Annotated in this window: 22 protein-coding genes and 1 tRNA gene; 11 read left to right on the plus strand and 12 right to left on the minus strand. The window is 68.5% G+C overall.

Annotated elements, in window-relative coordinates:
* Nucleotides 1-10: 10 nt before the first annotated feature.
* The 5 genes from JOY29_RS11745 to JOY29_RS11765 form a co-directional block, all read right to left on the minus strand.
* Nucleotides 11-1,015 carry a sigma-70 family RNA polymerase sigma factor gene (locus JOY29_RS11745; protein ID WP_300973714.1) on the minus strand — a complete coding sequence of 335 codons (1,005 nt, stop codon included), beginning with the start codon at nucleotides 1,013-1,015 and terminating at the stop codon, nucleotides 11-13.
* Nucleotides 1,016-1,198: 183 nt separating this feature from the next.
* Complete coding sequence (locus JOY29_RS11750; RefSeq protein WP_300973715.1) at nucleotides 1,199-2,095, minus strand: peptidoglycan-binding protein; 897 nt, start codon at nucleotides 2,093-2,095, stop codon at nucleotides 1,199-1,201.
* A complete protein-coding gene (locus JOY29_RS11755; protein ID WP_300973716.1) occupies nucleotides 2,092-2,493 on the minus strand; it encodes a hypothetical protein in 402 nt (133 codons plus the stop codon). The genes JOY29_RS11750 and JOY29_RS11755 overlap by 4 nt, the downstream gene beginning before the upstream one ends.
* On the minus strand, nucleotides 2,490-3,794 hold the full coding sequence (locus tag JOY29_RS11760; protein ID WP_300975539.1) for a FliI/YscN family ATPase: 1,305 nt from the start codon (nucleotides 3,792-3,794) through the stop codon (nucleotides 2,490-2,492). Before JOY29_RS11760 ends, JOY29_RS11755 begins: the two co-directional genes overlap by 4 nt.
* Before the next feature lie 14 nt (nucleotides 3,795-3,808).
* Nucleotides 3,809-4,213 (minus strand): flagellar biosynthesis repressor FlbT, encoded by a 405-nt coding sequence (locus tag JOY29_RS11765; protein WP_300973717.1) that lies wholly within the window; start codon nucleotides 4,211-4,213, stop codon nucleotides 3,809-3,811.
* Between the two features lie 229 nt (nucleotides 4,214-4,442).
* Here JOY29_RS11765 and JOY29_RS11770 point away from each other — a divergent pair, with 229 nt between their 5' ends.
* The 6 genes from JOY29_RS11770 to JOY29_RS11795 all read left to right on the plus strand — a co-directional run bounded on the left by JOY29_RS11770 (nucleotide 4,443) and on the right by JOY29_RS11795 (nucleotide 14,645).
* Complete coding sequence (locus tag JOY29_RS11770) at nucleotides 4,443-5,684, plus strand: flagellar hook protein FlgE (protein WP_300973718.1); 1,242 nt, start codon at nucleotides 4,443-4,445, stop codon at nucleotides 5,682-5,684.
* A gap of 14 nt (nucleotides 5,685-5,698) precedes the next feature.
* Complete coding sequence (locus JOY29_RS11775) at nucleotides 5,699-7,792, plus strand: flagellar basal body rod C-terminal domain-containing protein (RefSeq protein WP_300973719.1); 2,094 nt, start codon at nucleotides 5,699-5,701, stop codon at nucleotides 7,790-7,792.
* Nucleotides 7,789-8,706, plus strand: coding sequence for a flagellin (locus JOY29_RS11780; protein WP_300973720.1), 918 nt, complete (start codon nucleotides 7,789-7,791; stop codon nucleotides 8,704-8,706). Before JOY29_RS11775 ends, JOY29_RS11780 begins: the two co-directional genes overlap by 4 nt.
* Before the next feature lie 103 nt (nucleotides 8,707-8,809).
* Nucleotides 8,810-10,075, plus strand: coding sequence for a M20/M25/M40 family metallo-hydrolase (locus JOY29_RS11785; protein ID WP_300973721.1), 1,266 nt, complete (start codon nucleotides 8,810-8,812; stop codon nucleotides 10,073-10,075).
* Nucleotides 10,072-11,481, plus strand: a complete 1,410-nt coding sequence (gene dacB, locus JOY29_RS11790) for a D-alanyl-D-alanine carboxypeptidase/D-alanyl-D-alanine-endopeptidase (RefSeq protein WP_300973722.1) — start codon at nucleotides 10,072-10,074, stop codon at nucleotides 11,479-11,481. The genes JOY29_RS11785 and dacB overlap by 4 nt, the downstream gene beginning before the upstream one ends.
* 167 nt (nucleotides 11,482-11,648) lie before the next feature.
* Entirely contained in the window at nucleotides 11,649-14,645 is a 2,997-nt protein-coding gene (locus JOY29_RS11795; RefSeq protein WP_300973723.1) for a TonB-dependent receptor, read from the plus strand.
* A gap of 99 nt (nucleotides 14,646-14,744) precedes the next feature.
* Here JOY29_RS11795 and JOY29_RS11800 read toward each other — a convergent pair whose 3' ends face one another.
* Both JOY29_RS11800 and JOY29_RS11805 read right to left on the minus strand, forming a co-directional pair.
* Complete coding sequence (locus tag JOY29_RS11800; RefSeq protein WP_300973724.1) at nucleotides 14,745-15,947, minus strand: serine hydrolase; 1,203 nt, start codon at nucleotides 15,945-15,947, stop codon at nucleotides 14,745-14,747.
* A gap of 16 nt (nucleotides 15,948-15,963) precedes the next feature.
* Nucleotides 15,964-17,007: an LD-carboxypeptidase gene (locus tag JOY29_RS11805; protein WP_300973725.1), complete on the minus strand. Its 1,044-nt coding sequence runs from the start codon at nucleotides 17,005-17,007 to the stop codon at nucleotides 15,964-15,966.
* Between the two features lie 101 nt (nucleotides 17,008-17,108).
* On the opposite strand from JOY29_RS11805, the gene JOY29_RS11810 reads away from it, so the two are divergent.
* A complete protein-coding gene (locus JOY29_RS11810) occupies nucleotides 17,109-18,329 on the plus strand; it encodes an FAD-dependent oxidoreductase (RefSeq protein ID WP_300973726.1) in 1,221 nt (406 codons plus the stop codon).
* A gap of 13 nt (nucleotides 18,330-18,342) precedes the next feature.
* Here JOY29_RS11810 and JOY29_RS11815 read toward each other — a convergent pair.
* Nucleotides 18,343-18,429 (minus strand) — tRNA-Leu (locus tag JOY29_RS11815).
* 123 nt (nucleotides 18,430-18,552) lie between these two features.
* On the opposite strand from JOY29_RS11815, the gene JOY29_RS11820 reads away from it, so the two are divergent.
* The 3 genes from JOY29_RS11820 (at nucleotide 18,553) to JOY29_RS11830 (ending at nucleotide 20,830) form a co-directional block, all read left to right on the plus strand.
* Nucleotides 18,553-19,506: a complex I NDUFA9 subunit family protein gene (locus JOY29_RS11820; protein WP_300973727.1), complete on the plus strand. Its 954-nt coding sequence runs from the start codon at nucleotides 18,553-18,555 to the stop codon at nucleotides 19,504-19,506.
* 3 nt (nucleotides 19,507-19,509) lie between these two features.
* The gene (locus JOY29_RS11825) at nucleotides 19,510-20,310 is read left to right on the plus strand and encodes an undecaprenyl-diphosphate phosphatase (protein ID WP_300973728.1); all 801 of its coding nucleotides are present in this window, start codon (nucleotides 19,510-19,512) and stop codon (nucleotides 20,308-20,310) included.
* Nucleotides 20,311-20,386: 76 nt separating this feature from the next.
* Nucleotides 20,387-20,830, plus strand: a complete 444-nt coding sequence (locus JOY29_RS11830; RefSeq protein WP_300973729.1) for a hypothetical protein — start codon at nucleotides 20,387-20,389, stop codon at nucleotides 20,828-20,830.
* 143 nt (nucleotides 20,831-20,973) lie between these two features.
* Here the strand turns inward: JOY29_RS11830 and rplQ are convergent, their stop codons facing one another.
* The 4 genes from rplQ to rpsM form a co-directional block, all read right to left on the minus strand.
* Entirely contained in the window at nucleotides 20,974-21,399 is a 426-nt protein-coding gene (rplQ, locus tag JOY29_RS11835) for a 50S ribosomal protein L17 (protein WP_300973730.1), read from the minus strand.
* Nucleotides 21,400-21,560: 161 nt separating this feature from the next.
* The gene (locus JOY29_RS11840) at nucleotides 21,561-22,643 is read right to left on the minus strand and encodes a DNA-directed RNA polymerase subunit alpha (RefSeq protein WP_300973731.1); all 1,083 of its coding nucleotides are present in this window, start codon (nucleotides 22,641-22,643) and stop codon (nucleotides 21,561-21,563) included.
* Between the two features lie 76 nt (nucleotides 22,644-22,719).
* On the minus strand, nucleotides 22,720-23,109 hold the full coding sequence (rpsK, locus tag JOY29_RS11845; RefSeq protein WP_300973732.1) for a 30S ribosomal protein S11: 390 nt from the start codon (nucleotides 23,107-23,109) through the stop codon (nucleotides 22,720-22,722).
* Between the two features lie 90 nt (nucleotides 23,110-23,199).
* Nucleotides 23,200-23,568 carry a 30S ribosomal protein S13 gene (gene rpsM, locus JOY29_RS11850; RefSeq protein ID WP_300973733.1) on the minus strand — a complete coding sequence of 123 codons (369 nt, stop codon included), beginning with the start codon at nucleotides 23,566-23,568 and terminating at the stop codon, nucleotides 23,200-23,202.
* Between the two features lie 279 nt (nucleotides 23,569-23,847).
* Here rpsM and JOY29_RS11855 point away from each other — a divergent pair, with 279 nt between their 5' ends.
* Entirely contained in the window at nucleotides 23,848-24,783 is a 936-nt protein-coding gene (locus JOY29_RS11855; RefSeq protein WP_300973734.1) for a bifunctional riboflavin kinase/FAD synthetase, read from the plus strand.
* The last annotated feature ends 51 nt before the right edge of the window (nucleotides 24,784-24,834 follow it).

The raw sequence follows: 24,834 nt of genomic DNA on the forward strand, positions 1-24,834 counted from the left end.
TGCCGCCGGGTCAGGCGGCGAGGTGGCCGGGGTTGTTCGGGAGGGTCGGAGGCGGGGTCATGTCGGTCCCGAGTTCACTGATCGCCCGCACGCTGGTGGCCCGATTGTGCGGTGCCGAGGGATCGGGAAGAAGCCCGGCCTGTCGGTCGGCGGTGCGCTCTCTCGCTGCGCGGCGGCTGGCGACGGTGGGGCCATAATCCGCCATGACGCGGAAGCGGGGATTGACCTCGGCCAGCTCGGCCATGACCTTGGCGGCGCGCTTGCCGATCTGTCGCACCTGCTCGCGGCTGAGACCGCTTCCTTCCGGTGCGTCATAGTCGGCCAGCTCGCCGAAGACCCGGGCCGCGAGGATTTCGCGATCGCGCTCCAGTCGCGCCTCGATCGCTTCCACCGCTGCCTCATCGAGCCCGGCCCGGCCACCAGCTTTGAGCGCGCGCGCCAGTTCGCGCTTGGGCTGCTTGCGGCGCAGGCTTTCGAGTGCGGCGTGGCGGCCCTTGGCGACGAACTCCTCGATCAGGCACTGGGCGGCGGCGCGTGCGAGATAGTCGCTGGCCGACGATTCGGTCCGCTCCAAGGCGTATTCATCCTCGATCAGGCTTTCGATCGACGTCTCCTCGCCATCCGGGCCCGAGGCCAGGCTGTGGAGCGAGACGGTGGTCGCCGATACCTTCTGCGCCGAAGGACGCTGATCGGTCATCAGGCGGAATCGGAGCGACTGCAGCTCGCCGCGGATCTGCCAGTTCACGAAGGTGGTGAACTGCGCCTTCTCGCTGTCATAGGCCTCGATCGCGCGGTGAACGGCAATGGCGCAGCATTGCTCGGCATCGTCCCAGTGGGCGCCAAGCCCATACTGGCGAATGAAGTGCCGGAAGCGGGGGCTGAGCAGGCGCAGCAGCCGGGCGAAGACGCGGTCGCAGTCGCGGCGCTGGCGGGCGGTCGGTTCTTGGTCGGCGGGGCCGCGCAGCTTCTTATACTCGGCAACGGCGACTTCCAGCGCAGCGGTGGTCTTCGACATGGCATCCCCCGGTGGGCGAGGGGAGGATTCCCGCGGCTCGCCCGATGAAGGAAGACAAGCGGCGGGCGCAGTTAATCGCTCTGGACCGGTAAATCCGGACTGGAGTGAATGCTGCGAAGTGCTAGGAAAGCGCGCCTTGCCGCGCCGGGCGAACGCTCCGCAATGGAGTTAATCGGAAGCAGGTCAGGCGGTGAGGAAGCGGGCCGGCCGGACCCGCCTGGCGACATATTCGTCGAGCCAGGCGCGGTGGGCGTCGGTGGCGCTGCCGGCCGCCGCGACTCGGCGATCGGCTGCCACCGCGCCGACCTGCGCGGCGAGCAGGCGGCCGGCTCGTTCCTCGCCGATGCCACTGCCGAGGAAGCGCAGCGCGTCGCCAAGCCCCAGGTGATGCGCCAGATAGGCGGCGCGGGCGGTGCCCGGCAGGTCGGTGGCGGCGATGCCGGCGGCGCGCAGCCGCTTCAGGTTGGCCGCGGCATGGTCCGCGGTGACCTGGATGGAAGCCGCTGGATCAAAGCGCAATTCAAGCAGCGCCGGACGCGCCTCCGGCCGAACCTTGCCCGACCGGTCAATCCAGCCGCGTGCCTCGGCAGTGGCGCGCAGCCAGCTTCCGGGCCGCCGCGCTTCGTCGAGCCAGGTGCCATTGAGAAACTGGCCGAGCCCGCCGGCGGACGACCGCGGATTGCGGCTGGCCGGGTCCCATCGCCCGTCCGGTCGCCGTGCCGCCTCGGCATCGACGATGGCGGCAAGGACCGCGGGGTCGAGCCCGGTCCGCGCGCCCGCGGCCTCGAACAGGGGCTGGTAGATGGCATTGGCCCCGAGGCGCAACGGACCCATGACCGGCGCTTGCGGCGGAGGATCGGGGCTCAGCGACGGTCGCAGCCGGTCCTCGGCCTGCAGCGCGTCGATCAGGGTTTCGAGACGGAGCATGGAGCCGCCGGCGGTCACCGCCTCGCCCTTCACAGGGCGGATGTTGCCAAGCGCCGCCTGCCACAGCCGTCCGTCGAGATCGCTGCGCGCGGCTCGGTAGATCAGCTCGGTCCGGGCAGCCGGCGACAGCCTGTCGAGTGGCGCCGCGCTCATCGCTTGCTCCAGGCAGCGGCGGTGGAATCGTCGAGCGCGGCCTGTGCCCGGCGTTCGGCGGCACGGCGCTCCGCCTTCCTAGCGACGGCGGCAGCATCTTCGAGCAACTGCAGGCGGCCGCGCGCTTCGGCGGTCTCGCGGCGCAGGGCGGCAAGGCGGTCAGAGCCAGCCTTGCGGGCTGCGCCGAGCGCTTCGAGGCGTCGGGCGCTGTCCGCGAACCAGGCGTCGGCGGCAAGCGGCACGGCCGCGGCCAGATGGCGCTCGGCGCGGCGCAGCTCGGTCAGGCTTTCGGCGGCCTCCCCTAGGGCGCGCTGCTCGCGCTCCTCTGCAGAGATGCGCAGCGCGAGCGCGTCGAGCAGGCGGCGGCGGTGCCGGATGGCGGGTGCGAGGCGGCTCATTGGCCTTGCTCCACGAGCGCGGCGAGATCAGCGAATGCATGCTCGGGATGGCCGCGGTCGTCCTTGCCCTGGCCAAGCAGCGCTTCGATCCGGGGTGCAAGCGCGATCGCCCGATCGACCTCAACATCCGCACCCGTTGCATAAGCGCCGAGCCGGACCAGTTCCTCCATGTCGGCCCAGGTCGACAGCAGCCGGCGGGCGGCGAGGCGCGTCTCATTGTCACTGGCGGAAAGGCAATGGGGGAGGGTACGGCTGACCGACTTGAGCAGGTCGACCGCCGGATAGCGTCCGCGCTCGGCGATGCGGCGCGACAGCACGACATGACCGTCGAGAATGCCGCGCACCGTGTCGGCGATCGGTTCATCATGGTCGTCGCCGTCGACCAGCACGGTGAACAAGCCGGTGATGCTGCCCTCGCCCGTAAGTCCCGGCCCGGCCCGCTCCAGCAGCCGGGCAAGCTCGGCGAAGATTGAGGGCGGGTAGCCGCGCGTCGCCGGCGGCTCGCCGGCTGCCAGCCCGATCTCGCGGCCGGCCATGGCGAAGCGGGTCACGCTGTCCATCAGGCAGAGCACGCGCTTGCCCTCGGCCCGGAAATGTTCGGCGATGGCGAGGGTCGCGTAAGCCGCCTGCCGGCGCATCAGCGCAGGGGCGTCGGAAGTGGCGACCACCACAACCGAGCGGGCCAGGCCGTCCGGCCCGAGATCGTCGGCAAGGAACTCCTGCACCTCGCGGCCGCGCTCGCCGATCAGGCCGATGACCGCCACGTCGCAATCAGCCCAGCGTGCCAGCATGGAAAGGAGCACCGACTTGCCGACCCCCGAGCCGGCGAAAAGGCCCAGCCGCTGTCCCTCGCAGAGCGGTGCGAACAGGTCGAGCGCACGAACGCAGGTCGCGAGGCGAGGACCAACGCGCGTCCGTTCGGCGGCCGGCGGAGGTGCGGCACGCAGGGGCCGAGGGACGGGGCCGAGCGGCAGCGGGCCCAGTCCGTCGAGCGGTGTTCCAAGCCCGTCCATGACCCGGCCGAGCCAGGCGGCGGAAGGCCGTAGCGAGGCTTCGGCCGCTACCAGCTCGACCGACGTTCCGGAGACCAGGCTTTCGGTCGGGGCGTAGGCCATGGCGGTCACCCGGTCGCCGACAAGCGCGGTCACTTCCGCCTGGACCGCGCCGAGGCGAAGGCGCGAGCCGACCCGCGCCGCTCCGCCGAGGCCGGCGACCTCGAGCGAGGCGCCGCGCACTGCGACGAGCGTTCCGAACCGGCGGAAAGGATCGGTGTCCCGGACCTGTTCGCCGAATGCCGCCAGCGCGGCGAGGGCGCTCAGGCGGCCTCCTCCGCCACCTGCGCCAAGGCGTCATGCTCGATGCGCATCAGCGTTCGGCAGTCTCCAAGTGCACGGTAATAATCGGCGGAGGCCGCACGCTCGGCGAAGCTTGCGACGGCGGCCCGGCCGGTTCCGCATGGCGCGAGGCGGGTGACCGAGCCGAGCGTGTCGATGATTCGGCGGTGGTGCTCTTCGATGCCTTCCGGATCGAGATAAGCCATCATCGTGTGGAAGTAGAGCGCGCGCGCCGGGGTGTTCGCTTCGGCCGGCGACATGATCTCGCGGCCGCGCAGGATGGTGACCTTGCTCTCGATTGCCAGGTCGGTCCGCCTGGACGCACGAATCACTGCGCCGTTGATGACGACCTTCTCGCCGTCGCGAAGGGAAATCCTGAGGGTCATTCAGTTGTCCTGCTGCTGTTCCAATTGCCTCCATGATAGAGGCGGACACGGGAGAGCGGACGGCCGTGGCGGCAAAAATTGCCGGGTTCGGGGAGGTCGCCGGCGGCCTTCTATAAACGGATGAGAAGGACCGGCAGCGCGCCGGCCAACCCTTGGGAGCCTTGCACCTTGAGCCTCTATTCCGCCCTCTACGCCGGTGTGTCCGGGCTTGGCGCGCAATCATCGGCCCATGGCGACGGTCGCCGACAACATCACCAACATCAACACGATCGGCTACAAGGGCGTCTCCACCGAATTTCGTACCCTGGTCACCGACGGCCGGATGAAGTCGAGCTATTCGGCCGGCGGCGTCGCGGCAGCACCGCAGGCGCTGATCAGCAAGCAGGGCCTCCTCCAGGCCAGCTCGGGCCAGACGGACCTTGCCATCGACGGGGCCGGCTTCTTCGTCGTGCGCACCGGTGACACGCAGGACGCCGAGATCGCCTTTACCCGCGCCGGCGCCTTCAAACCCGACCTGCAGGGCTATCTTCGCAACACCAGCGGCTACTATCTCCAGGGTTGGCGACTGGATGCTTCGGGCAATTACGTCGACACCGGCAACCTTAACGCGCTTGAACCAGTGCGCCTCAGCGAGTTGACCGGTTCGGCCGCACCAACCAGTCGCCTCCAGATGCGCGCCAACCTCCAGTCCGACGCACCGGTGGTTGCCGGACCTTATGCAGCGGGTGACATCGCGGCGGGCACGGTCGCCCCGCAGTTCCAGCGAAGCTTCGACATCTACGACGCGCAGGGCGGCGCGCACCGGATCAGCATCGGCTTCGTCAAGACCGCGCCCAACCAGTGGCAGGCGGAGATCTTCGCGGTTCCGGCGGCGGACGTTACCGCGCCGGGCGGCCTGCTGGCGAGCGGGACCGTCGCCTTCAACCCCGACGGCAGCCTCAACCTCGCCGGATCCACCCCCGCCATCTTCGGCAGCCTGACTCCGGCCTGGACCAACGGCGCCGGCGCGCAGCCGATCGACCTCCAGCTCGGGTCGGACGGCGGGCTCGACGGCCTCACCCAGTTCGGTGGGCAGAGCGCGCTGATCAGCTCCAGCGTCGATGGCGGGCTGCTCGGCAACATCGCCTCGATCGAGGTCGACGAGAGAGGCCTCGTCAGCGCCATCTTCGACGATGGCACCGCCCGGCGGGTATTCCAGCTGCCGGTCGCGACTTTCCAGAATCCGGATGGCCTGACCCGCCTCACCGGCAACGCCTTCGCCGTGTCGAGCGCCAGCGGATCGGTCGCCATCAACCCGCCGGGCGCGCTCGGCGCAGGCATGATCTCAAGCGCGACACTGGAAGCATCCAACGTCGACCTTGCCCAGGAATTCACCAACATGATCCGCTTCCAGCGAGCCTACAGTGCCTCGTCCAAGATCATCACCACGGTCGACGACATGCTGCAGGAACTGTCCAGCCTGAAGCGGTGAGGAGCCCATAGGCCATGAGCCTCTCCGAGATACTCGGCAGTGCACTATCGGGGCTGAACGCCGCCCAGGCCGGGCTGCGCTCGGCCTCGAACAATATCGCCAACGTCAACACTCCCGGTTACGCCCGCGAGCGTGTGCCACTGCAGACGGGCGTCACGGCTGGGCAGGTGAGCGGTGTTCGCACGCTCGAAGCAGTCCGCGTCGCCGACCGCTTCCTCGAAGCAACCGTATACCGGCGGGCGGGCGACTGGGGGCAAGCCGAAGCCGTCGCCAATTCGCTCGACCGGTTGCAGGCAATGCTCGGCGGTCCAGGCGATGCGAGCGGCCTTCCGGCACGGCTCGACGCCATCGGTGCGGCCGCTGTCGCAATGACGGGCGCTGCAGGAAGCGAGCCCACCCTTCGCGGCTTCATCGGCGCCGTTAGCCAGGCCCTGTCGTCGTTGCAGACGCTCGACGGGGACATCGCCGGCCTGCGCGTCGATGCCGAGCGCGAGTTCAGCTATACGGTCGGCACCATCAACAACCTGCTGAAGCGCATCGATGCGCTCAACGACAGCGTTGCTCGCCAGGCGGCCGGCGGGCGTGCCAGCAACGGTGCCATCGACCAGAGGATGAGCGCTGTCGAAGAGCTTGCCGGACTGATCAGGATCGAGGTGCGCGAAGGCGAAGACGGGCGGCTGACCATCGACACGGCGGGTGGCGCCACCCTGCTTGATCGGCGTCTCCGCCTACTCGACTATCCGCCGAGCGAAGGCAGCGCCCAGCCGCTCTATCCGGCGGTGAAACTGCGGTTCGTCGAGGTCGACGGAAGCCTCGGCGCCGACACCGGCGAACGGCTGGACTCGCCGGCGGTGGGTGGCAGGCTCGGCGGTCTCATGGATTTGCGCGATCGCCGTCTTCCGGCCTTCGCCGAAGAGATCGGAAGCCTCTTCGGCGGCCTTGCCGAAAGCCTCAACGCCGTCAGCAATGCCGGCTCGAGCGTTCCGCCACCGGCTCGGCTGGAAGGCGCGCAGACCGGCTTCGCGGCGGGCGACCGGCTTGGCTTCACCGGCCGGGTGGTAATCGCTGCGCTCCATCCCGACGGCGTGCTGGCGGCAAGCCTCGCGCTCGATCTCGACAGCTTAGGGCCAGGCGCGACCATCCAGGACGCGGTGGACGCGATCAATGCCGGGCTCGGCGGCTCCGCAAACGCCAGCTTCGTCGGTGGCCGGCTGACGATCAGCGGCTCCGGCTCGCTCGGCGTCGCGGTGGCGCAGGACCCGGCCAATCCGAGCGATCGCGCCGGCATGGGTTTTGCCCAGCTGTTCGGCCTCAACGATCTCGTCAGTGGACCCAGGACCTTTGGCCCGACCGGCTTCACCGCCGCCGATCCGCATGGCTTCGCCCCGCCGCAGACGGCCGAATTTGTTCTGCGCGGGCCTGACGGGCGCGTACTTGCTCAGGACAGCCTGTCGCCGATGGCAGGCGGAAGTTTCGGCGATCTCGTCGCTTCCCTCAACGCCGGGCCGCTCAGCACGTTCGGCAGCGTGGCGCTCGACGGGCGCGGGCGGCTCGCCTTCACGCCGGTCGCCAACCTGCCGACCGCCAGCCTTTCCGTCGTGTCCGATACCAGCAGCCGCTTCGGCACGGGACGATCCCTTTCCTCCCTACTGCTGCCGTCCGGCCGGGAAACCGGACTCGAGGGAGCGACCGTGCGTCCCGACATCGCCGCCAGCGCCGGCCGGCTGCCGCTCGCCCGGCTCAACATCGCGGCAACGGTCGGGACCAAGGCGCTCGGCACGGGCGACAATCGCGGCGCCAACGCCTTCGTCGACCAGCTTCGCGCGCCAGTCGACCTCGGGCGCGAGCGGGTGGCGGGAATGGAGGGCTATGCCAGCTTCGTGCTCGGCCAAGCAGGGCTCGACGCGGCCGGCGCCAAGGACCGGCTCGACGACATGGCGGCGCGGCGGTCGGACGCCGTGAACCGGCGCGACAGCTATTCGGGCGTCAACATCGACGAGGAGCTGGCCAGCCTTGTCACGCTCCAGAACAGCTATTCGGCGGCGGCTCGGGTGATGACGACCGCGACCCAGATGTACGACACTCTGATCGGGATGGTAGGACGATGACGGGCCTCAATCGTGTGGCGAGCATTCCGATGCAGCGCAGCCTGTTCGACAGCATCGCCGTCTCGCAGCGCAAGCTCGCCGAGACCCAGCAGCAGATGGCGACGGGCAAGAAGGCGCCCGACTTTGCTTCGCTGGGGATCGAAACAATGCGCAACCTGTCCGCGCGCACCTTGCTCGCGCGGCAGGAAGCGCATGCGGCGGTCGGCAACCGCGTCGGCACCACGCTGGCATTGATGGACGTTCAGATGGCGGGCGCCGAGGAAGCCTTGAACAAGCTCCGCGACGGGCTGCTGTCGGCCATCGGTACCGGCCGTGCCAACGGCCTGCAGGAGGTTGCCGAAGAAGCATTCCAGCGCTTCCGGACCGCGCTCAACAGCGACGAGGGCGGTGTCTACCTGTTCGCCGGGTCGCAGACGTCGACGCCGCCCTACCGGCCCGCGACGCTCGCCGCGACCGCGCTCATTCCCGGCTCCGGTGCCTTCGCCAACGATGACGTGGTCGCCAGCGCTCGGGTAACCGAGGGGCTGGACGTCACCTATGGGACGACGGCGAGTGCGATCGGAACTGAGGTGCATGAGGCGTTCCGGACGCTGGCGCTGGGAGGGGCGATCGGCGACGTCCCCACTGCGGCGCAGGCGACCGCCATCAGCCAGGCGATCAGTCAGCTCAATGACGGCCTGAAGACCCTGCGCGCCGCCCATGCCGAGAACGGCCGGCGCCAGGCGCAGATCGAGAACCTTTCCGACAAGGCCGCCGAGCGCACCCTGATCCTCGAAAAACTCGTCGCCAGGAACGAGGACGCCGACATGGCGGAAGTGGCGAGTACGCTCGTCCAGCGCAAGACCACCTTGGAGGCGAGCTACACCTTGTTCGGACGGCTGGCGAACCTCAGTCTGGTCAACTTCCTCCGCTAGCCGGCGGAACGTCGCGGAGCGGGCGCGTCCGGAAGGACGGCACCCTGCGCCGATGTGGACTTCAGCCCCGTGCCTCTGCTTTGGTGCGGCGATGATCGCGACGATGAGAAGGGCCGCGCTGCTGGCGACCGGCTTTGCGGCCCTGATTGCTACGGCGCCCGCGAGGGCCGTCGACCGCGACAGCCCGGAAGGGCGGCTGCTGTTCGACCTCTTCAGGGCCATCGTCGAGATGCCGACCGTCAAGGGACGGGAGCAGGTGCCGAAGATGGCGCGCCACCTGTCCGCTCGACTGCGCAAGGCGGGCTTCGCCGCGCGCGATATCGAGATCGTGCCGGTGGGGGAGACCGCCGGCCTCATCGTCACCTGGCGGGGCACCGGTGCCCGCCCGCCGATCCTCTTTCTTGCCCACATGGACGTGGTCGAAGCCAAGAAGTCCGACTGGGAGCGCGATCCCTTCAGGCTGCACCAGGAGAATGGCTTCCTCTACGGGCGCGGTGCAAGCGACAACAAGCTCGGCGTGGCGCAGCTCGTCGCCGCCTTCATCACCCTCAAGCGCCAGGGTTTCCGGCCCGACCGCGACCTCGTCCTCGCCTTTACTGGCGACGAGGAGACCGACATGAATTCGAGCCGCGCGCTTGCCGAGCGGCTCGCGGCGCGGAAGCCAGAATTTGCCATCAACTCCGATTCCGGCGGCGGCCGGGCAGACGCCGCGGGCAAGCCGATCAGCTTCGGGGTGCAAGTGGCGGAGAAGACCTTTGCCAACTTCGCCGTCACCATCCGCAACCCCGGCGGGCACAGCGCCCGGCCGCGGCCGGACAATGCCATCTACGAGCTGGCGGAGCTGCTCGGACGAGTGCGGGCGCACCAGTTTCCGGCAGAAGGCAACCAGCGCACCACCTGCGTCCCGACCCTGCTTTCCGGCGGGCATGCAGATAATGCACTGCCCCAGCGGGCGACGGCTACCATCAATTGCCGAATCCTGCCCGGCGTCCCGATCGATGACATCGGCCGTGCGCTGGCCGAGGCGGGCGGAAATCCGGCGGCCGAGTGGAGCGTGGTCGGCGAGCCCTTCGGAGCGCCGGCATCTCCGGTCCATCCCGAACTGTTCGCCGCTTTCACCGAAGCGGTGAAGGATCGGGCGCCGGGCGTGCCGATCACCCCCTACATGACTCCTGGCGCGACAGACGGAAAGCATTTCCGTGCACGCGGCATCCCCACCTACGGTGTCAGCGCGGATTTCACCCGTCCGGGGGAGGTTGGCGGCGTCCATGGCCTCAACGAGCGCATTCCGGAAAGCGCTTTGTTTGAGGCCTTCGATTTCTGGCCACGGCTGATGCGTCTGCTCGGCAGCGAGGGGGAGAAGAAGTGAGATCGTTGCTCCTGCTGCCGGCGCTGCTTGCGCCTTCGATCGCCCTTGCCGCGCCCGCAGCCGACACGCTGCGGGGCAGGGTCGAGGCCAAGCTCGCCGAAGCCGGGCCGGGCGTGCGCTTCGGCCTGATGGTGGCAAGCATGGACGGACGGGAGATCCTCGCCATCGACCCGGACGGCCGCTTCGTCCCGGCTTCCAACACCAAGCTGTTCACCACCATCGCCGCCTTTGAACTGCTGCCGGGGCTCGACCAGCCCGATGTCGAGGGTGGTGCCCTCGTCCGCCTGGCGCCGCAGGGCAGCAAGCAGCCCATTGTCATTCTTGAAGGCCGCGGCGATGCGCGCCTGTCGAGCGCGCCCGATTGCCGCGTGAACTGCCTTGCGACCCTCGCCGACGCGGTCGCCGCACGAAACCGGCGGGTTGCTGGCGTCGTCGGTGCCGCGCCGCGCTATGCCGACGAACGGTGGAGCTTCGGGATGAGCTGGAACAACATCCCGACCCGCTCCGGAACGGCGCTCGCCGCGCTGACGGTCGACGACAATGAGCTCGCCCTGCGCGTGGTCCCGGGCGCCGAGGGGCAGCCGCCGCAGGTGCAGGTCGGCGACTATGTGCGGGTCGTCAACCAAGCGCTCACGGTCCGCGAGGGCAAGACCGCGCTCGAGGTGGAGCGCCTGCCCGGCGAGCGGACGTTGCGACTGACCGGCACCATCGCCGGCAACGCCGGGGAACAGCTCCTCCGCCTCGGCATCGACGATCCGGCCGAGTTCGCCGCCTGGCGGATGACCGGCATGTTGAGGGAGCGGGGCGTCCGGGTCGGCGCGGGTCCGGTCGGTCGTTACCTGACCGAATTTCGCTCAACTTCTTCCGAGATCGCGCGGGTCACGCCGCCGCCGCTGGCCGCGGACATCGTCACCATCAACAAGGTCAGCCAGAACGTGCACGCCGAGCTGCTCCTTCGCCGCCTCGGCGCGGCGCGCGACAAGCCGAGCGTCGCCGGCGGCCTCGAAGCGGTCCGCATCATGCTCGACCGGGCCGGCGTCCCCGAGCGCGCCGCGACCCTCGCCGACGGGTCCGGCATGTCGCCCTACAATCGCGTGTCCCCGCGCGGCATGGTGACCATGCTCAGGTGGGCATCGGGACGACCATGGGGCGCAGCGCTCCGGGCAAGCCTTCCGGTTGGGGGTGTCGACGGCACGCTCGCCCGCCGCTTTCGCGAGGGCGGTCTCAAGGGCCGGATCTTCGCCAAGACAGGTTCGCTGAATGCGACCAGCGCCCTGTCCGGCTACATGCTGACCGCCGGCGGCGAGACCCTTGTCTTCTCGATCATCGCCAACGACGTGCCCGAGGAAGTCCGCGCGACTCTCATCATGGATCAGGTGCTCGAACTGGTCGCAGCCAGCGGCTGATCCTCTGCCCTGTTGCCGGACCGCAACAGGGTGACGGCATGATTGCAGAAATCGTTCACTCTGGCGCTTTGTTACAAAGAAAATACTGGCGCCCACCCAGCCATCCGCTCCTAATCCCGGCCATCGATCGACCCTGGGGAGAAGGGTCGCGTGAGGGGGCTTTGAACATGGCGCTTGGTACACGCACGCTGATGCTTTCGTTCGGAAGCGCGATGGCGATCGCGCTCACGCTGGCGACGCCGGCTGCGGCGCAGAGCACGGAAGGAGCGACCCAGCCTGCGGCCACGCCGACGGGCGCGGAAACGCCCACCGCGCCGGCGAACACCGGCAACGACAGTCGCGAGGGCGAGATCGTTGTCACCGGCTCGCGCATCCGCCGCGACCCGAACAACAGTGCGCTGCCGCTGCAGATCATCACCACGCAGGAACTGGTCCGGGAGGGCATCGCCAACCCCGAGCAGCTCATCTCCTACCTCAGCACCAACGGCAATGGCGCGGACAATCTGGCGTCGAACGCCGACGTCGTCTCGGGCGCCCAGCGCGGCACCAACGGCCTGTCGGCGGCCAACCTGCGCGGGCAGGGCAGTGCCTCGACGCTGGTGCTGCTGAACGGCCGGCGGGTTGCCGCTCACGGCCTCCAGGGCTCGGCGGTCGACGTCAACCAGATCCCGTTCGCCGCGATCGAGCGGGTCGAGGTGCTGAAGGACGGCGCGTCCGCCATCTACGGCACCGACGCCATCGGTGGCGTGATCAACTTCATCACCCGCAAGGATTATGTCGGGATCGGCGCGCAGGGCTCGATCGACGTCACCGAAGCCGGCGGCGGCAATCTCTACCGGCTGTCGGGAATCGTCGGCTACGGCGACCTCAACCGCCAGGGCTTCAACATCATGGGAGCCGTCTCCTACAGCTCCAACAAGATCCTCCGCGGGTCCGACCGTGGCTTCGTCAACGGCAACCAGCCCGAGCGCGGCCTGTCCATCGACACGCGCGGCACGCCGATCGCGACCATCTTCAATACCGGTGCGAATGCGATCCAGTTCTCCGGCGGCACGCTGACCCAGGGCATTCCTTTCGTCCTGCCGAACGGTGCGACGAATGCCGCGGCAAACGGCATCAACATCCTTGATCTTCCTGGCGGCGCTGGATGCGATTCCGTTGATGGCGGCATGCCTTACGACGAGGTCCTCTGGGCCAACGCCAATGCGCAATATGCCTGCGCCTGGGACACGGGCCGCGCCGCGGTGATCCAACAGCCGCTCAACACGCTGACCTATTATACGCGGGGTGTCGTCCGGGTCGGCGGCGATCATGAGATCTTCGCCGAGGTCACCGGCTCCGACGCCGACTCGGCCAAGAGCTTCTCGAACGCACAGGTGTCGTCCAACACGGGCAGCCAGGCCTGGGCTTATCCGCTCAATTCGCTGACCACGACGACCTACAATGACGTGTTCAACCGCCTCAAAGCGGCGTTTCCGGGTCAGGCGGCGGCGATCGACGCCCGCTATGGACGTCCCATCGGCTTCCGCTGGCGCTGCGTCGCCTGCGGCCCGCGCGAATATGAGACGAACACCAAGACCATCCGCGCGACGGTCGGCGCCGAAGGACCGCTGTTCGCACGCTGGGATTATCGCGCGGGCGCCAGCTACGCCAAGAGCGAGAGCTCGTCGGTGCTCGGCTCCGGCTATTATTATCGCGGCACCACATCGACCGGCGCCTACGATCCGCTCGCCCCGCAGGTCGCCGGCGCACCGGCAGGCTTCCGGGGTCTTGCCGGCGCCATCAACAGCGGCCTGCTGAACCCGTTCAGCGTCACCCAGACCGAGGCGGGTCTCGCCGCCCTCCAGTCGATCTCGGCGGAAGGCGTCACCCTTTACGGCGGCCAGTATGAGGTGCGTCAGTTCGACGCCTCGATCTCGGGTCCTTTGTTCGAGCTGTTCGGAAACAAGATCCGCGCGGCATTCGGCGTCGACTACCGACGTGAGACCTACTCCTTCAACGGTTCGGATGCAGCCAACGCGGGCCAGCCTGTCATCTTCCTGGCGGCCTTCGACAACGTCAACGCGCTTACTCCCAAGAAGCGCAACGTGAAGGCGGTCTACGGTGAAGTGCTGGTTCCGATCGGCGACCGCTTCGAAGTGACCGGCGCCCTGCGCGTCGACGACTATACGGGCTTCGGCACCACCACCAACCCGAAGATCTCGGCCAAATACCGGCCGATCGATCAACTGATGTTCCGCGGGTCGTACAACACCGGATTCCGCGTTCCCTCGTTCAACCAGATCTTCAACGGAACGACGCTGTCGCCCAACCCGGGCAACACGCTGGTGGACCCGACGCTCTGCCCGCAGGGGACGGTCAACGGGCCGCAGCCGGGCTGCGCTGCAATCACGCCCGAATCGCTGACCGGCGGCAATCTGAACCTCGGGCCGGAAACGTCCAAGCAGTGGACCGTCGGCGCCGTGCTCCAGCCGACGCGGCGGCTGAGCTTCTCGGTCGATTATTGGAACATCGCCGTCGACAACACGATCGGCTCAATCACCATTCCGCAGCTGCTGGCGAACATCAGCGCTTTCCCCGAGCGTATCCAGCGCACCAACGGGATCATCACCGGCGTCGACCTGCGCACCGGCAACTTCGGGTCGCGCCGCACGGAAGGCCTGGAGTTCGCCGGCCGCGCCGGTTTCGACCTGTTCGGGGGCGAGATCAACACCGGGCTCGACGGCACCTATCTCCTCACCAAGAAGGAGAAGCTGCTTCCGAACCTGCCCTACACCGACCTGGTCGGCGTGTTCAGCCTGGCCGGCGATCTCGGCCTCAAGTGGAAGCACAATGCGTTCATCAACTACACGGTGAACAAGTGGAGCTTCAGCCTCTCGCAGATCTTCCGCAGCGGCTACGACAACCAGGCGCTTCCGGGCAGCGCCGCCCGCCCGGATTATAACGAGGAGGTCGATGATTATGTCATCTACAACCTCGCCGCGACCTTCGCGCCGACCAGGAACCTGCGTCTGACGGCGGGCATCAAGAACCTGTTCGACAAGGATCCGCCGTTCGCCATCACCTACGACAGCAACACCGGCGCCGGCTCGAGCTGGGAGCCCCGCGTAGCCGATCCGCGCGGCCGCTCCTTCACGGTCAACGTCGACTGGAAATTCTTCTAGGAAACGGCTGCCTTCCCGTCAGGGGAGGCGTCTTGCCACAGGCAGGTCGAGTAGGCCCGGGCTAGCAGCCCGGGCCCCTTTCGCATCTCAGCCCGCCAGTCAGCGCAGCCTGGCGGCCAGCCACTCCTCGATCGCGCGATATTCGGTGCGGCCGCGCGGCGGGTCCTTGCCGTTGTTGGCGGCGACATAGGCGATGCCCTCGCGGCGGATCGAGTCGATCCACAGGCCCGAGCGCACCCGATAGGCTTCGCCGGCATGGCCGAACATGGCGCGGCCGTCCGCAAGCAACCGGTCACGGCAGGCGGGATCGCTTCCCGGAAGCAGCTGGATGCCGAGGCCGTAGCGGCAGTAGAAGCCGCTCTCCGTCGCCCCGTTGCGCCCGTCGAAGCGCCACTGCGGGCTGGTCATCTGCCGCACCGTGCCGGGCTTGAGGAAGACGGACCCTCGGTGCGTGCCGCCGTTCATCAGCATCTGCCCGATGACGGTCAGTCCCTCCGCCGAGATGCGCAGCCCGCCTTGCGGCGAGAACAGCGCCCCGTTGGTGCCGAGTTCATAGGCGTCGAGGTCGCATTCGACCCCCGGCGCGGTGAACACCGGACAGGCGGGACGCCGACCCTTGAGGTCGTCCAGCACGACGCTCCCGTCCTCGTCGTAGAGGGTGACGGCCCTCGCGACCGCCGCGTCGCTGCACATCGTCCAGTTGAAGCAGGCGGCGAGCCCGAGCGGCTGCAGCACCAGCCGGTGCGACAGCCGGTCGAACCGCTCGCCGGTCACCTTTTCCAGCAGGGTCGCGACGATCCCGCTGTTCAGGTTGGCGTAGCGGAAGAAGGTGCCGGGCGGATGATCGGGATCGAAACTGTCGGCGGCCTCGATCCGGGGGCGGATCGCTTCACCGAAGCGGATGACATAATTCTCGCCCTGGTCGCGCACGCTCGACGTCTGCGACAGCAGCATGCGCAAGGTGATCGGCTTGTCGGGGAAGTGGGGATTGCGCAGCGCATAGCCGAGCCGCGCCGACACATCCTCGTCGAGCGACAGCCGGCCTTCGTCCACCAGTCGCATGACGGTCAGCGCGGTGACGATCTTCGACACGGAGGCGACGCGGATGGGATCGTCGATGGTGATGGTCCGCCCCGCCGCCCGGTCGGCGAGGCCCGCGGCCCCGCTCGCCGGCACTTTCGTCGGTGTAAAGCGCACCCAGGCATAGGCGACGTCGGGTGGCGGCGAGAAACCTGCCGGACGTTCGAGCGGCGCGCAGCCGGCGAGCAGGGCGACCGAGGCGGCGAGGGAGAATGGGCGCATCCTTCCCTCCGCCCGGTCAGGCAACGGGCGACTCCAGCAGGCGGATGGTGCCGGCACTCGCGTCAAGCTCGGCGCGGCAGCCGACCGGAAGGCTGAACTGGTCGGCGACATGGCCGAACAAGGCACCCTGGTAGGCGGGAATGCCGAGCGGCTCGACATGCTGCTTCAGCACGTCGCCAAGTGTGAACCCGCCATAGGATGGCCCCTCGCCGACGCAGTTGGTGCACTGGCCGAACACCAGACCCGCGAGCTTCCCGAGGATGCCGGCCTGCCCAAGCTGCGTCAGCATGCGGTCGATCCGGTATTCGGCTTCGTCCACATCCTCGATGAACAGGATCGCGCCATCGAAATTCGGCAGCCAGGGCGTTCCGACCAGATGGGCGAGCACGGTCAGGTTGCCGCCGAGCAGCCGGCCGGTCGCCGTGCCCGGGCGGATGGTACGGGTGCGGTACAGGCGCTGCACGAGGCGGTCCTCGTCACCCGGCGGATTGGCAACCAGCGGCAACCGGCCTTCGAACACCATGGCGCGGAACGGCTCCCAGCTGAGCTTGCCCCAGGCGCTTCCGGCATTGGGTCCGTGGATGGTCGGGAAGCCCGCGCGGGCGGCAATGGCGAGATGAAGCGCGGTGATGTCGCTGAACCCGACCAGCAGCTTGGGATTGGCGCGGATGGCCGCCCAGTCGAGATGGGGCAGGATGCGCGCCGAGCCCCAGCCGCCACGCACCGCGAAGATGGCGTGGATGCTGTCGTCGGCGAACATGGCGTTGAGGTCCGCGGCGCGGTCGCGGTCCTGCCCGGCTAGATAGCCGAAGCGGTCGTTGACGTGCGGGGCGAGCACGGGAACAAGCCCCATCGCCGCGATGCTTTCGCTCGCGATCCTGAGGTCGAACGAATCCGCGTGGAAGCCGGCGGGGCCGACCAGCCCGACCTTGTCCCCAGCCTTCAGCCGCGGCGGCTTGCGCCGGACCGACTGGGCGGTGGCGCGTCCGCGAGAGGAAGGGAGGGCGAGGGCGAGACCGCCCGCGCCGATCATTGCCAGTGCCTCGCGTCGATCCTGCATGGGCAGGGACGATAGAGGCACCGGTCGCCAGCGCAACCAGTGGCGGGGGACCGGCGGCGCCGCTAGTCTGGCGCCATGGCGACGCCGAGCCTGCTCCAGCCGTGACCCGCGACGCCATCGTCGTCGGCGCCGGCGTCGTTGGGGTCGCCACCGCCGAAGCGCTCCACCGCCGCGGCCTTGCCGTGACCCTGGTCGATCGCCGTAGCGGACCGGGCGAGGGCGCCTCCTTCGCCAACGGCGCGCAGCTCAGCTGGTCCTACACGGACGCGCTCGCCTCGCCGTCGCTGCTGAAGCGGCTGCCGGGCGTCCTTGCCGCAACCGACCCGGCCTTTCGCGTCAGGTTGCGGCCCGATCCCGATTACATCCGCTGGTGCCTCGCCTTTCTGCGCAACTGCACCGCTGCCCGTTTCGCCGCCAACAGCCTCGCCGGCCTGCAACTGGCGCTGCGCTCGCGTCTCGCCATGGCAGCGCTGCTGGAGCGCGTGCCGCTCCCATTCGATCACGCCGTGCCGGGCAAGCTGCTGCTGCACGAGGACCCTCACGCCTTTCTCGCCGCGGCCGAGCACGCCGCCCGCAAGGCCGACGCCGGCATGGACGTGCGCGCCGTCTCCGTCGCCGATGCGGTGGCGATCGAGCCGGCGCTTGAGGGAATTGCGGCGCGGCTGGTAGGTGCCATCCACGCACCCGGCGATGCGGTCGGCGACGCACATCTCTTCTGCGCGGGCCTGACCGAGAGGCTAGGCGCGCAAGGGCTCGAGACACGCTTCGGCATCGCCGTGTCCCGCATTGAGCAAGGCGCGACCCCCGCGCTGGTCCTCGCCGACGGCGAACGCCTCGCCGCCCGCCACATCATCCTTTGCACCGGTCCGGACGCGCCGGCGCTGCTCCGCCCACTACGCTGGCGCGTGCCGATCGTCCCCGTGCGCGGCCATTCGATCACCGCCGCGCAAGGCCCGGCCGCGCCGCACATCAGCATCACCGACGTGTCCCGCAAACTGGTCTTCTGCCGCCTCGGCGACCAGATCCGCATCGCCGGCCAGGCCGACGTGGGTTTCGCGACCACAAAGGTGGACCAGGCCCGCCTCCGCACCCTCCTTGCCGACGCGCGGGACAGCCTGCCCGATGCGGCCGACTTCCAGGGCCCATTGCAGCCGTGGGCGGGCCTTCGCCCCGTCACCCCCGACAGCCTCCCTATCGTTCAGCGCCGCGGCCCGGTCACCGTCAACATCGGCCACGGCGCCCTCGGCTGGACCTACGCCATGGCCACCGCTGACCAGGCCGCACGGCTTGTCACCGGCGAAGCGCCGGCACGTGGCCATTGATGCTCGTGAGAAATGGTGCCCAGGAGAGGACTCGAACCTCCACGACCTTGCGATCGCCAGCACCTGAAGCTGGTGCGTCTACCAATTCCGCCACCTGGGCACAGGAGCTGTTCGCGAGTGATTTCTCGCCGGTAGGGCTGCGCCTCTAGGGGGAGGGGGAAGGGCCTGTCAATGGCTCAACGCTGCCTTGTCGCATTGCGAGCACGCGGCTAGGGCGAACGCCATGACGGCGACCGACTGGCGAGAGCGCATCATCACTGTCTTCGGCGGCGGCGGCTTCATCGGCCGCTACGTCTGCGAAGCCCTGTTCAAGACCGGTGTCCGGGTCCGCGTCGCCCAGCGCGATCCGCGCGGTGCCTTCTTCCTGCAGCCCCTGGCGGCGGTCGGGCAGCTCGACCTCGTCCGCGCCGACTTCACCCGTCCGCAGTCGCTCGAAGCGGCGGTCGAGGGTACCTGGGGCGTGATCAACCTGGTCGGTGCCTTTTCGGGCAAGCTCGATGCGGTCCATGGCAACGCGCCTGCTCGCATCGCCGAACTCGCCGCCAAGGGTGGCGCGGCGAGCTTCACTCACGTGTCGGCGATCGGCGTCAGCGAGGACAGTGCCTCCTTCTATGCCCGCACCAAGGCGGCCGGCGAGAACAAGGTGCGCGCGGCCTTCCCGGGCGCGACCATCATCCGCCCGAGCGTGGTGTTCGGCCCCGAGGACCAGTTCACCAACCGCTTCGCCGGAATGAGCAGCCTGCCGATCATGCCCGTGCTCGGCGGCAAGACCCGCTTCCAGCCAATCTTCGTCCGCGACCTCGGCAGCGCCATCGCCAAGGCCGCGCAGCAGCCGGAGCGCTTCGCCGCCCAGACCTTCGAGCTTGGCGGCCCGGACGTCATGACCATGCACGAACTCAACCGGGCGATCGCCGAGGCGGCCGGACGCAAGCCGGAGATCGTCGACCTGCCTGATGTCGTCGGCAGCGCGATGAGCCGGCTCGGCTTCCTTCCCGGCGCGCCGATCACGCGCGACCAGTGGATCATGCTGCAGAAGGACAATGTCGCCAGCGGGCCGGGCCTTGAGGCCTTCGGCATTCAGCCGACCCCGCTCGCCGCCGTCGCTCCGGAATGGCTTGGCCGTTTCCACGAAGGCGGGCGCTTCGCCAGCCGCCGGTCGCAGTCGAGCGTCGGCTAGCCCATGCCGATCATCTGGCTGGTCATCATCCTCGGCATCGTCGAGGGGCTCACCGAATATCTGCCCGTTTCCTCGACCGGCCACCTGATCCTCGCGACCGAACTGCTCGGCTTCAGCGCGACCGACTGGGAGGCGTTCAACGTCGCCATCCAGCCGGGCGCCATCTTCGCCATCATCGTGCTCTACTGGCGCACCTTCTGGGACGTGTTCACCGGCCTGTTTCGCAAGGAAGCCGGCGCCTGGCGGTTCGTCCGCAACCTCCTCGTCGCCTGCGTGCCTGCAGTGATCCTGGCCCTGCTCATCGGCGACTACATCGAATCCCTGCTCGGCAATGCGGTGGTGGTCGCCTGGGCCCTCATCATCGGCGGTGTCGCCATTCTCATCATCGAGCGGCTGGTGAAGCCGAGGGAGTGCGGCGGGGTCCAGAATCTCAGCCTGCGGCAGTCCGCCACTGTCGGCCTCATCCAGTGCCTGGCGATGATCCCCGGGGTCAGCCGCTCGGGCGCGACCATTCTCGGCGCCATGAGCATCGGCGTCGACCGCAAGACCGCGGCCGAGTTCAGCTTCTTCCTCGCCATGCCGACCCTGTCGGGCGCGACCGTCTACTATCTCGCCAAGCACCACGAGCGGATCCCGGCCGACATGTACGGCAACATCCTGATCGGCAGCCTGGTGAGCTTCATCGTCGCGCTGATCGTGGTGAAGCTGTTCGTCGGCTTCGTCACCCGCTACGGTTTCGCCCCGTTCGCCTGGTACCGGATCATCGCCGGCGCGGCGGCACTGGTATGGCTCAGCCTTCGCTGAACCGCCGTTCAGGCAGGGGTCGGCCCGGCCTGCTATGATTGCCGGCAGATTCGCGCATCATGCCGAGGGATTTGTCATGCGTAAGCTCATGTTTCTGGCCCTGATGGCCACCGCCGCGCCCGTCGCTGCCCAGCCCCAGCCCCAAGCCCGCCCGCCCGAGCCGCAACGCCCAGCCGAGCTCCCGCCGGAGATCGTCGACGGACGCATGGTCGACCAGCTCGGGTCGATGGTCGGCGCGCTGACCAGGGCCTTCCTCGACCTGCCGGTCGGCGAACTCGAGGCCGCGGTCCAGAACCGTCCGGTCACCCGCGAGGACCGCGGCCGTACCGTCCGCAGCGTCACCGGCACCGACGAGCGCGAACTCGCCGCCACGGTGGAGCAGGGCAAGGGCGCGGTGAAGGCCGGCGGCCAGGCCGTGGTCCGCTCGCTGCCCGTCATCCGCGATGCCCTGAACCGCGCCGGCGACGAGATCGAACGGGCCACCGCCAACGTGCCCCAGCCCGGCTATCCCAAGAGGTAACTCCTCCCCGCCTCGTGGGGAGGTGCACCGCAGCAGCGAAGGGGGCTAAATGACCCCTCAAGCCACATGCCCACAGGTTTGCGCCAAGAAAAAGGCCGCCGCGGTTTCCCGCGGCGGCCTCATTTCGGTCAGCAGTGAACCGCTCAGGCGGCCAGCTGGCCGTCCTCATCGTCGGCCATCACCGGGCCGCTGTCCTGGCCCTTGGCGCTGACGTCGCGGTCGACGAATTCGATGATGGCGATCGGCGCCGCGTCCGACTGGCGGATCCCGGCCTTGATCACGCGGGTGTAGCCGCCGCTGCGGCCGGCGTAGCGCTCGGCCAGCACGTCGAACAGCTTCACCAGCTGCACGTCGTCGAGCAGGCGGGCGTGGGCAAGGCGACGGTTCGACAGGCCCCCCTTCTTGGCGAGGGTCACCAGCTTCTCGACGTAGGGGCGAAGCTCCTTCGCCTTGGCGAGGGTGGTGGTGATCTGCTCGTGCTTGATGAGGGCGGCCGCCATGTTGCGGAACATGGCCGCACGGTGCGCCGAGGTCCGCTGCAGCTTACGATGGCCAACGCGATGTCGCATATGTCTTCCTTCTCGTTCGTCAGGACCCCGTGTGAGGTAGGTCCAGCCAGGCGGTGATCGAGGGCACCGCCCTTACCCTTGCTGTTCCCCGGCGAGGCCGGGGCCCAGTAGTTCTTCGTCGATCAAGGCACCGTGCTCCGGCCCCGCCGGAGCACAGCGGCTCAGCCCAGCATTTCCTGCTCGAGCTTCTTGGCCATCTCCTCGATGTTCTCAGGCGGCCAGCCCGGGATGTCCATGCCCAGCCGCAGGCCCATCGAGGCCAGCACTTCCTTGATCTCGTTCAGCGACTTGCGGCCGAAGTTCGGGGTCCGGAGCATCTCCGCCTCGGTCTTCTGCACCAGGTCGCCGATGTAGATGATGTTGTCGTTCTTCAGGCAGTTGGCGCTGCGGACCGACAGCTCCAGCTCGTCCACCTTCTTGAGGAGGTAGCGGTTGAGCTGGTTGGTGTCGGTGGTCTCCGGAACCGCGCCGCCGCCGATCGGGGCCGACGGGACGGCCTGGCCGATCATCGGCGAGGCCGCGCGGTAGCTCGAATCGTCGAAGCCGACGAACAGGGCCAGCTGGTCCTGCAGGATGCGCGCGGCATAGCCGACCGCTTCCTCCGGGGTGACGGTGCCGTCGGTCTCGATGGTCAGCGTCAGCTTGTCATAGTCCAGTTCCTGGCCGACGCGGGTGTTCTCCACCTTGTAGGCGACCTGGCGGACCGGGCTGTACAGCGCGTCGACCGGGATCAGGCCAATCGGCGCGTCGAGCGGACGGTTGGCGGCGGCGGCGACATAGCCCTTACCGACGTCGGCGGTCAGCTCCATGTTGAGCGTCGCGCCCTGGTCGAGGTGGCAGATGACCAGCTCGGGGTTGGTGATCTCGATGTCGCCGGTGGTCTGGATCTGGCCGGCGGTGACTTCACCCGGACCGGTGGCGGTCAGGTGGAGCCGCTTCGGACCCTCGCCCTCGAACTTGAGCGCGATCTGCTTCACATTGAGGACGATGTCGGTGACATCCTCGCGGACACCCGCAAGGCTCGAGAACTCGTGCAGCACACCCTCGATCTTGATCGAGGTGATGGCGGCGCCCTGCAGGCTGGAGAGCAGAACGCGGCGCAGCGAGTTGCCGAGGGTCATGCCGAAGCCGCGCTCCAGCGGTTCGGCTACGAACACGGCCTTGCGGCGCGCGTCGCCGGCGGACTTGCGCTCGAGCGCGTTGGGCTTCTTCAGTTCCTGCCAGTTCTTTGCGTTGACGGCCATTTTGCTTCCTTGGCAGTGCGGGGACCGCGTCCGGTCCCCTGGAGGTTCGGTTCGTTGGTGAGCAGGTGCGACCGCGTCAGACGCGGCGGCGCTTGCTCGGACGGACGCCGTTGTGCGGGATCGGGGTCACATCGCGGATCGAGGTGATCTGGAAGCCGACCGCCTGCAGCGCACGAAGCGCGCTCTCGCGGCCCGAACCTGGACCCTTTACCTCGACCTCGAGGGTGCGGACGCCGTGGTCGGCGGCCTTGCGGCCCGCGTCTTCGGCCGCCACCTGCGCGGCGTACGGGGTCGACTTGCGGCTGCCCTTGAAGCCCATCATGCCGGCGCTCGACCAGGCAATCGCATTGCCCTGCGCGTCGGTGATGGTGATCATGGTGTTGTTGAAGCTCGCATTCACGTGGGCGACGCCCGCCGTGATGTTCTTGCGCTCGCGGCGCCGAAGGCGCTGGGGTTCGCGTGCCATTGTCCTACTATCCTTTGAAAAGCGTGATGCCGAAGAAGGAGGGGCGGTCGTCACCACGCGTGAAGCGTGGCGCCGAGCGCCTCAGCTCGATTACTTCTTCTTGCCGGCGATCGGCTTGGCCTTGCCCTTGCGGGTGCGCGCATTGGTGTGCGTGCGCTGGCCGCGGACCGGAAGGCCCTTGCGGTGGCGCAGGCCACGGTAGCAGGCGAGGTCCATCAGCCGCTTGATGTTCATCGCGGTCTCGCGGCGGAGGTCACCCTCGACCGTGTGATCGGCGTCGATGGCTTCGCGGATCTGCAGGACTTCCTGGTCCGACAGGTCCTGAACCCGGCGCTCGGAAGCGATGTTCAGTTTGGCGGCGATTTCCTTGGCCTTGGTGCGACCAATGCCGTGGATGTAGGTAAGCGCGATCTCGACGCGCTTGTTGGTGGGGATGTTGACCCCGGCGATACGTGCCATGAAGGTGCGTTCTTCCTTGTGTTAGCTCCACGGGCCGACGTTGGTGCCGTCCCATCTCGTCGCTTGCACCCCGCATTCCATGTGCCCCCTGGCTAACGCCAAAACGGCGGACGCAACGAAGCGCCGCCGGACACCGGAGGAACGGGATGGCGCGCAGATATGATGCGCGTGCAGGAGAGTCAACAAGGACCTCCCTCGACCATGGATCCGAAGCCAGCCCGAACCCCGGATGGCGGGAACTAGCGGAAAGCCGGCCACTCCCCTAAACCCCGCGCCAACATGCAGCGCCTCACCTTAGGCGGCGGCATTCCGGAGGCCTTCCGGAACTCGGTCGTCGCGCTCGGCAATTTCGATGGCTTCCACCTCGGCCACCAGGCGGTGGTCGGTCGCGCCGTCGCCCGGGCCGCGCATGAAGGCACGCCGGCGATCGTCGCCACCTTCGATCCCCACCCGGTGCGCTTCTTCAAGCCCGACGCCGCGCCGTTCCGCCTGACCAGCCTCGATCAGCGGCAGGAGCTGTTCGGCGGGGCAGGGGCGGACGCCATGCTGGTGTTCGGCTTCGACGCCGTGCTGGCCGCCACCACGGCGGAGGAATTCGTCCGGCTGCTCGGGCAGGAGCTGGGCGCAAGGGCGGTGGTGACTGGCGAGGACTTCACCTTCGGCGCGAGGCGTGGCGGCAATGCCGCGCTGCTGCGCGAGCTTGGGTCTAGGTACTGCCTTGCCGCCGAAGCGGTCGGTCCGGTGGCGCTGGGGGAGGAGCCCGTCAGTTCGAGCCGCATCCGCCAGGCGCTCGGCCAGGGCGATACCGCCACCGCCACCCGCCTCCTGACCCGCCCCTTCGCCATCCGCGGCACCGTCCAGCATGGCGACAAGCGTGGCCGCGAGCTTGGCTATCCCACCGCCAACATGGTCCTCTCCGACTATCAGCGCCCCGCCTACGGCATCTATGCGGTGACCGTGCGCCTGTCCGACGGAAGCGAACGGCCCGGAGTCGCCAACATCGGCGTCCGCCCCACCTTCGACCCGCCGGTCGAGCTGCTCGAGACCTTTGTCTTCGACTGGTCGGGCGACCTCTACGGCCAGGAGATCGAAGTCGCGCTGCACCACTTCATCCGGCCCGAACGCCGGTTCGAGGGCATGGACGCGCTGGCGGAGCAGATGCGGGCCGACGAAGCGGAAGCACGGCGGCTTCTCTTTCCGTCACCCCGGGCTTGACCCGGGATCCGCCTGCCTTCGTGCGTCGACAGCGAAAGGAAGGCAGGCCCC

The sequence above is a fragment of the Sphingomonas sp. LHG3406-1 genome (assembly GCF_029637485.1).
Classification (GTDB): Bacteria; Pseudomonadota; Alphaproteobacteria; order Sphingomonadales; family Sphingomonadaceae; genus Sphingomicrobium.

What these genes read in the sequence shown, in the direction of transcription:
- rplQ (WP_300973730.1), bottom strand. Translation starts at nt 21,399, where the DNA reads ATGCGACATCGCGTTGGCCATCGTAAGCTGCAGCGGACCTCGGCGCAC.
- JOY29_RS11785 (WP_300973721.1), top strand. Translation starts at nt 8,810, where the DNA reads ATGAGAAGGGCCGCGCTGCTGGCGACCGGCTTTGCGGCCCTGATTGCT.
- JOY29_RS11855 (WP_300973734.1), top strand. Translation starts at nt 23,848, where the DNA reads ATGCAGCGCCTCACCTTAGGCGGCGGCATTCCGGAGGCCTTCCGGAAC.
- JOY29_RS11780 (WP_300973720.1), top strand. Translation starts at nt 7,789, where the DNA reads ATGACGGGCCTCAATCGTGTGGCGAGCATTCCGATGCAGCGCAGCCTG.
- JOY29_RS11825 (WP_300973728.1), top strand. Translation starts at nt 19,510, where the DNA reads ATGCCGATCATCTGGCTGGTCATCATCCTCGGCATCGTCGAGGGGCTC.
- JOY29_RS11840 (WP_300973731.1), bottom strand. Translation starts at nt 22,643, where the DNA reads ATGGCCGTCAACGCAAAGAACTGGCAGGAACTGAAGAAGCCCAACGCG.
- JOY29_RS11820 (WP_300973727.1), top strand. Translation starts at nt 18,553, where the DNA reads ATGACGGCGACCGACTGGCGAGAGCGCATCATCACTGTCTTCGGCGGC.
- JOY29_RS11755 (WP_300973716.1), bottom strand. Translation starts at nt 2,493, where the DNA reads ATGAGCCGCCTCGCACCCGCCATCCGGCACCGCCGCCGCCTGCTCGAC.
- JOY29_RS11745 (WP_300973714.1), bottom strand. Translation starts at nt 1,015, where the DNA reads ATGTCGAAGACCACCGCTGCGCTGGAAGTCGCCGTTGCCGAGTATAAG.
- JOY29_RS11800 (WP_300973724.1), bottom strand. Translation starts at nt 15,947, where the DNA reads ATGCGCCCATTCTCCCTCGCCGCCTCGGTCGCCCTGCTCGCCGGCTGC.
- rpsM (WP_300973733.1), bottom strand. Translation starts at nt 23,568, where the DNA reads ATGGCACGTATCGCCGGGGTCAACATCCCCACCAACAAGCGCGTCGAG.
- JOY29_RS11795 (WP_300973723.1), top strand. Translation starts at nt 11,649, where the DNA reads ATGGCGCTTGGTACACGCACGCTGATGCTTTCGTTCGGAAGCGCGATG.
- JOY29_RS11830 (WP_300973729.1), top strand. Translation starts at nt 20,387, where the DNA reads ATGCGTAAGCTCATGTTTCTGGCCCTGATGGCCACCGCCGCGCCCGTC.
- JOY29_RS11775 (WP_300973719.1), top strand. Translation starts at nt 5,699, where the DNA reads ATGAGCCTCTCCGAGATACTCGGCAGTGCACTATCGGGGCTGAACGCC.
- JOY29_RS11765 (WP_300973717.1), bottom strand. Translation starts at nt 4,213, where the DNA reads ATGACCCTCAGGATTTCCCTTCGCGACGGCGAGAAGGTCGTCATCAAC.
- JOY29_RS11750 (WP_300973715.1), bottom strand. Translation starts at nt 2,095, where the DNA reads ATGAGCGCGGCGCCACTCGACAGGCTGTCGCCGGCTGCCCGGACCGAG.
- JOY29_RS11770 (WP_300973718.1), top strand. Translation starts at nt 4,443, where the DNA reads ATGGCGACGGTCGCCGACAACATCACCAACATCAACACGATCGGCTAC.
- JOY29_RS11805 (WP_300973725.1), bottom strand. Translation starts at nt 17,007, where the DNA reads ATGCAGGATCGACGCGAGGCACTGGCAATGATCGGCGCGGGCGGTCTC.
- rpsK (WP_300973732.1), bottom strand. Translation starts at nt 23,109, where the DNA reads ATGGCACGCGAACCCCAGCGCCTTCGGCGCCGCGAGCGCAAGAACATC.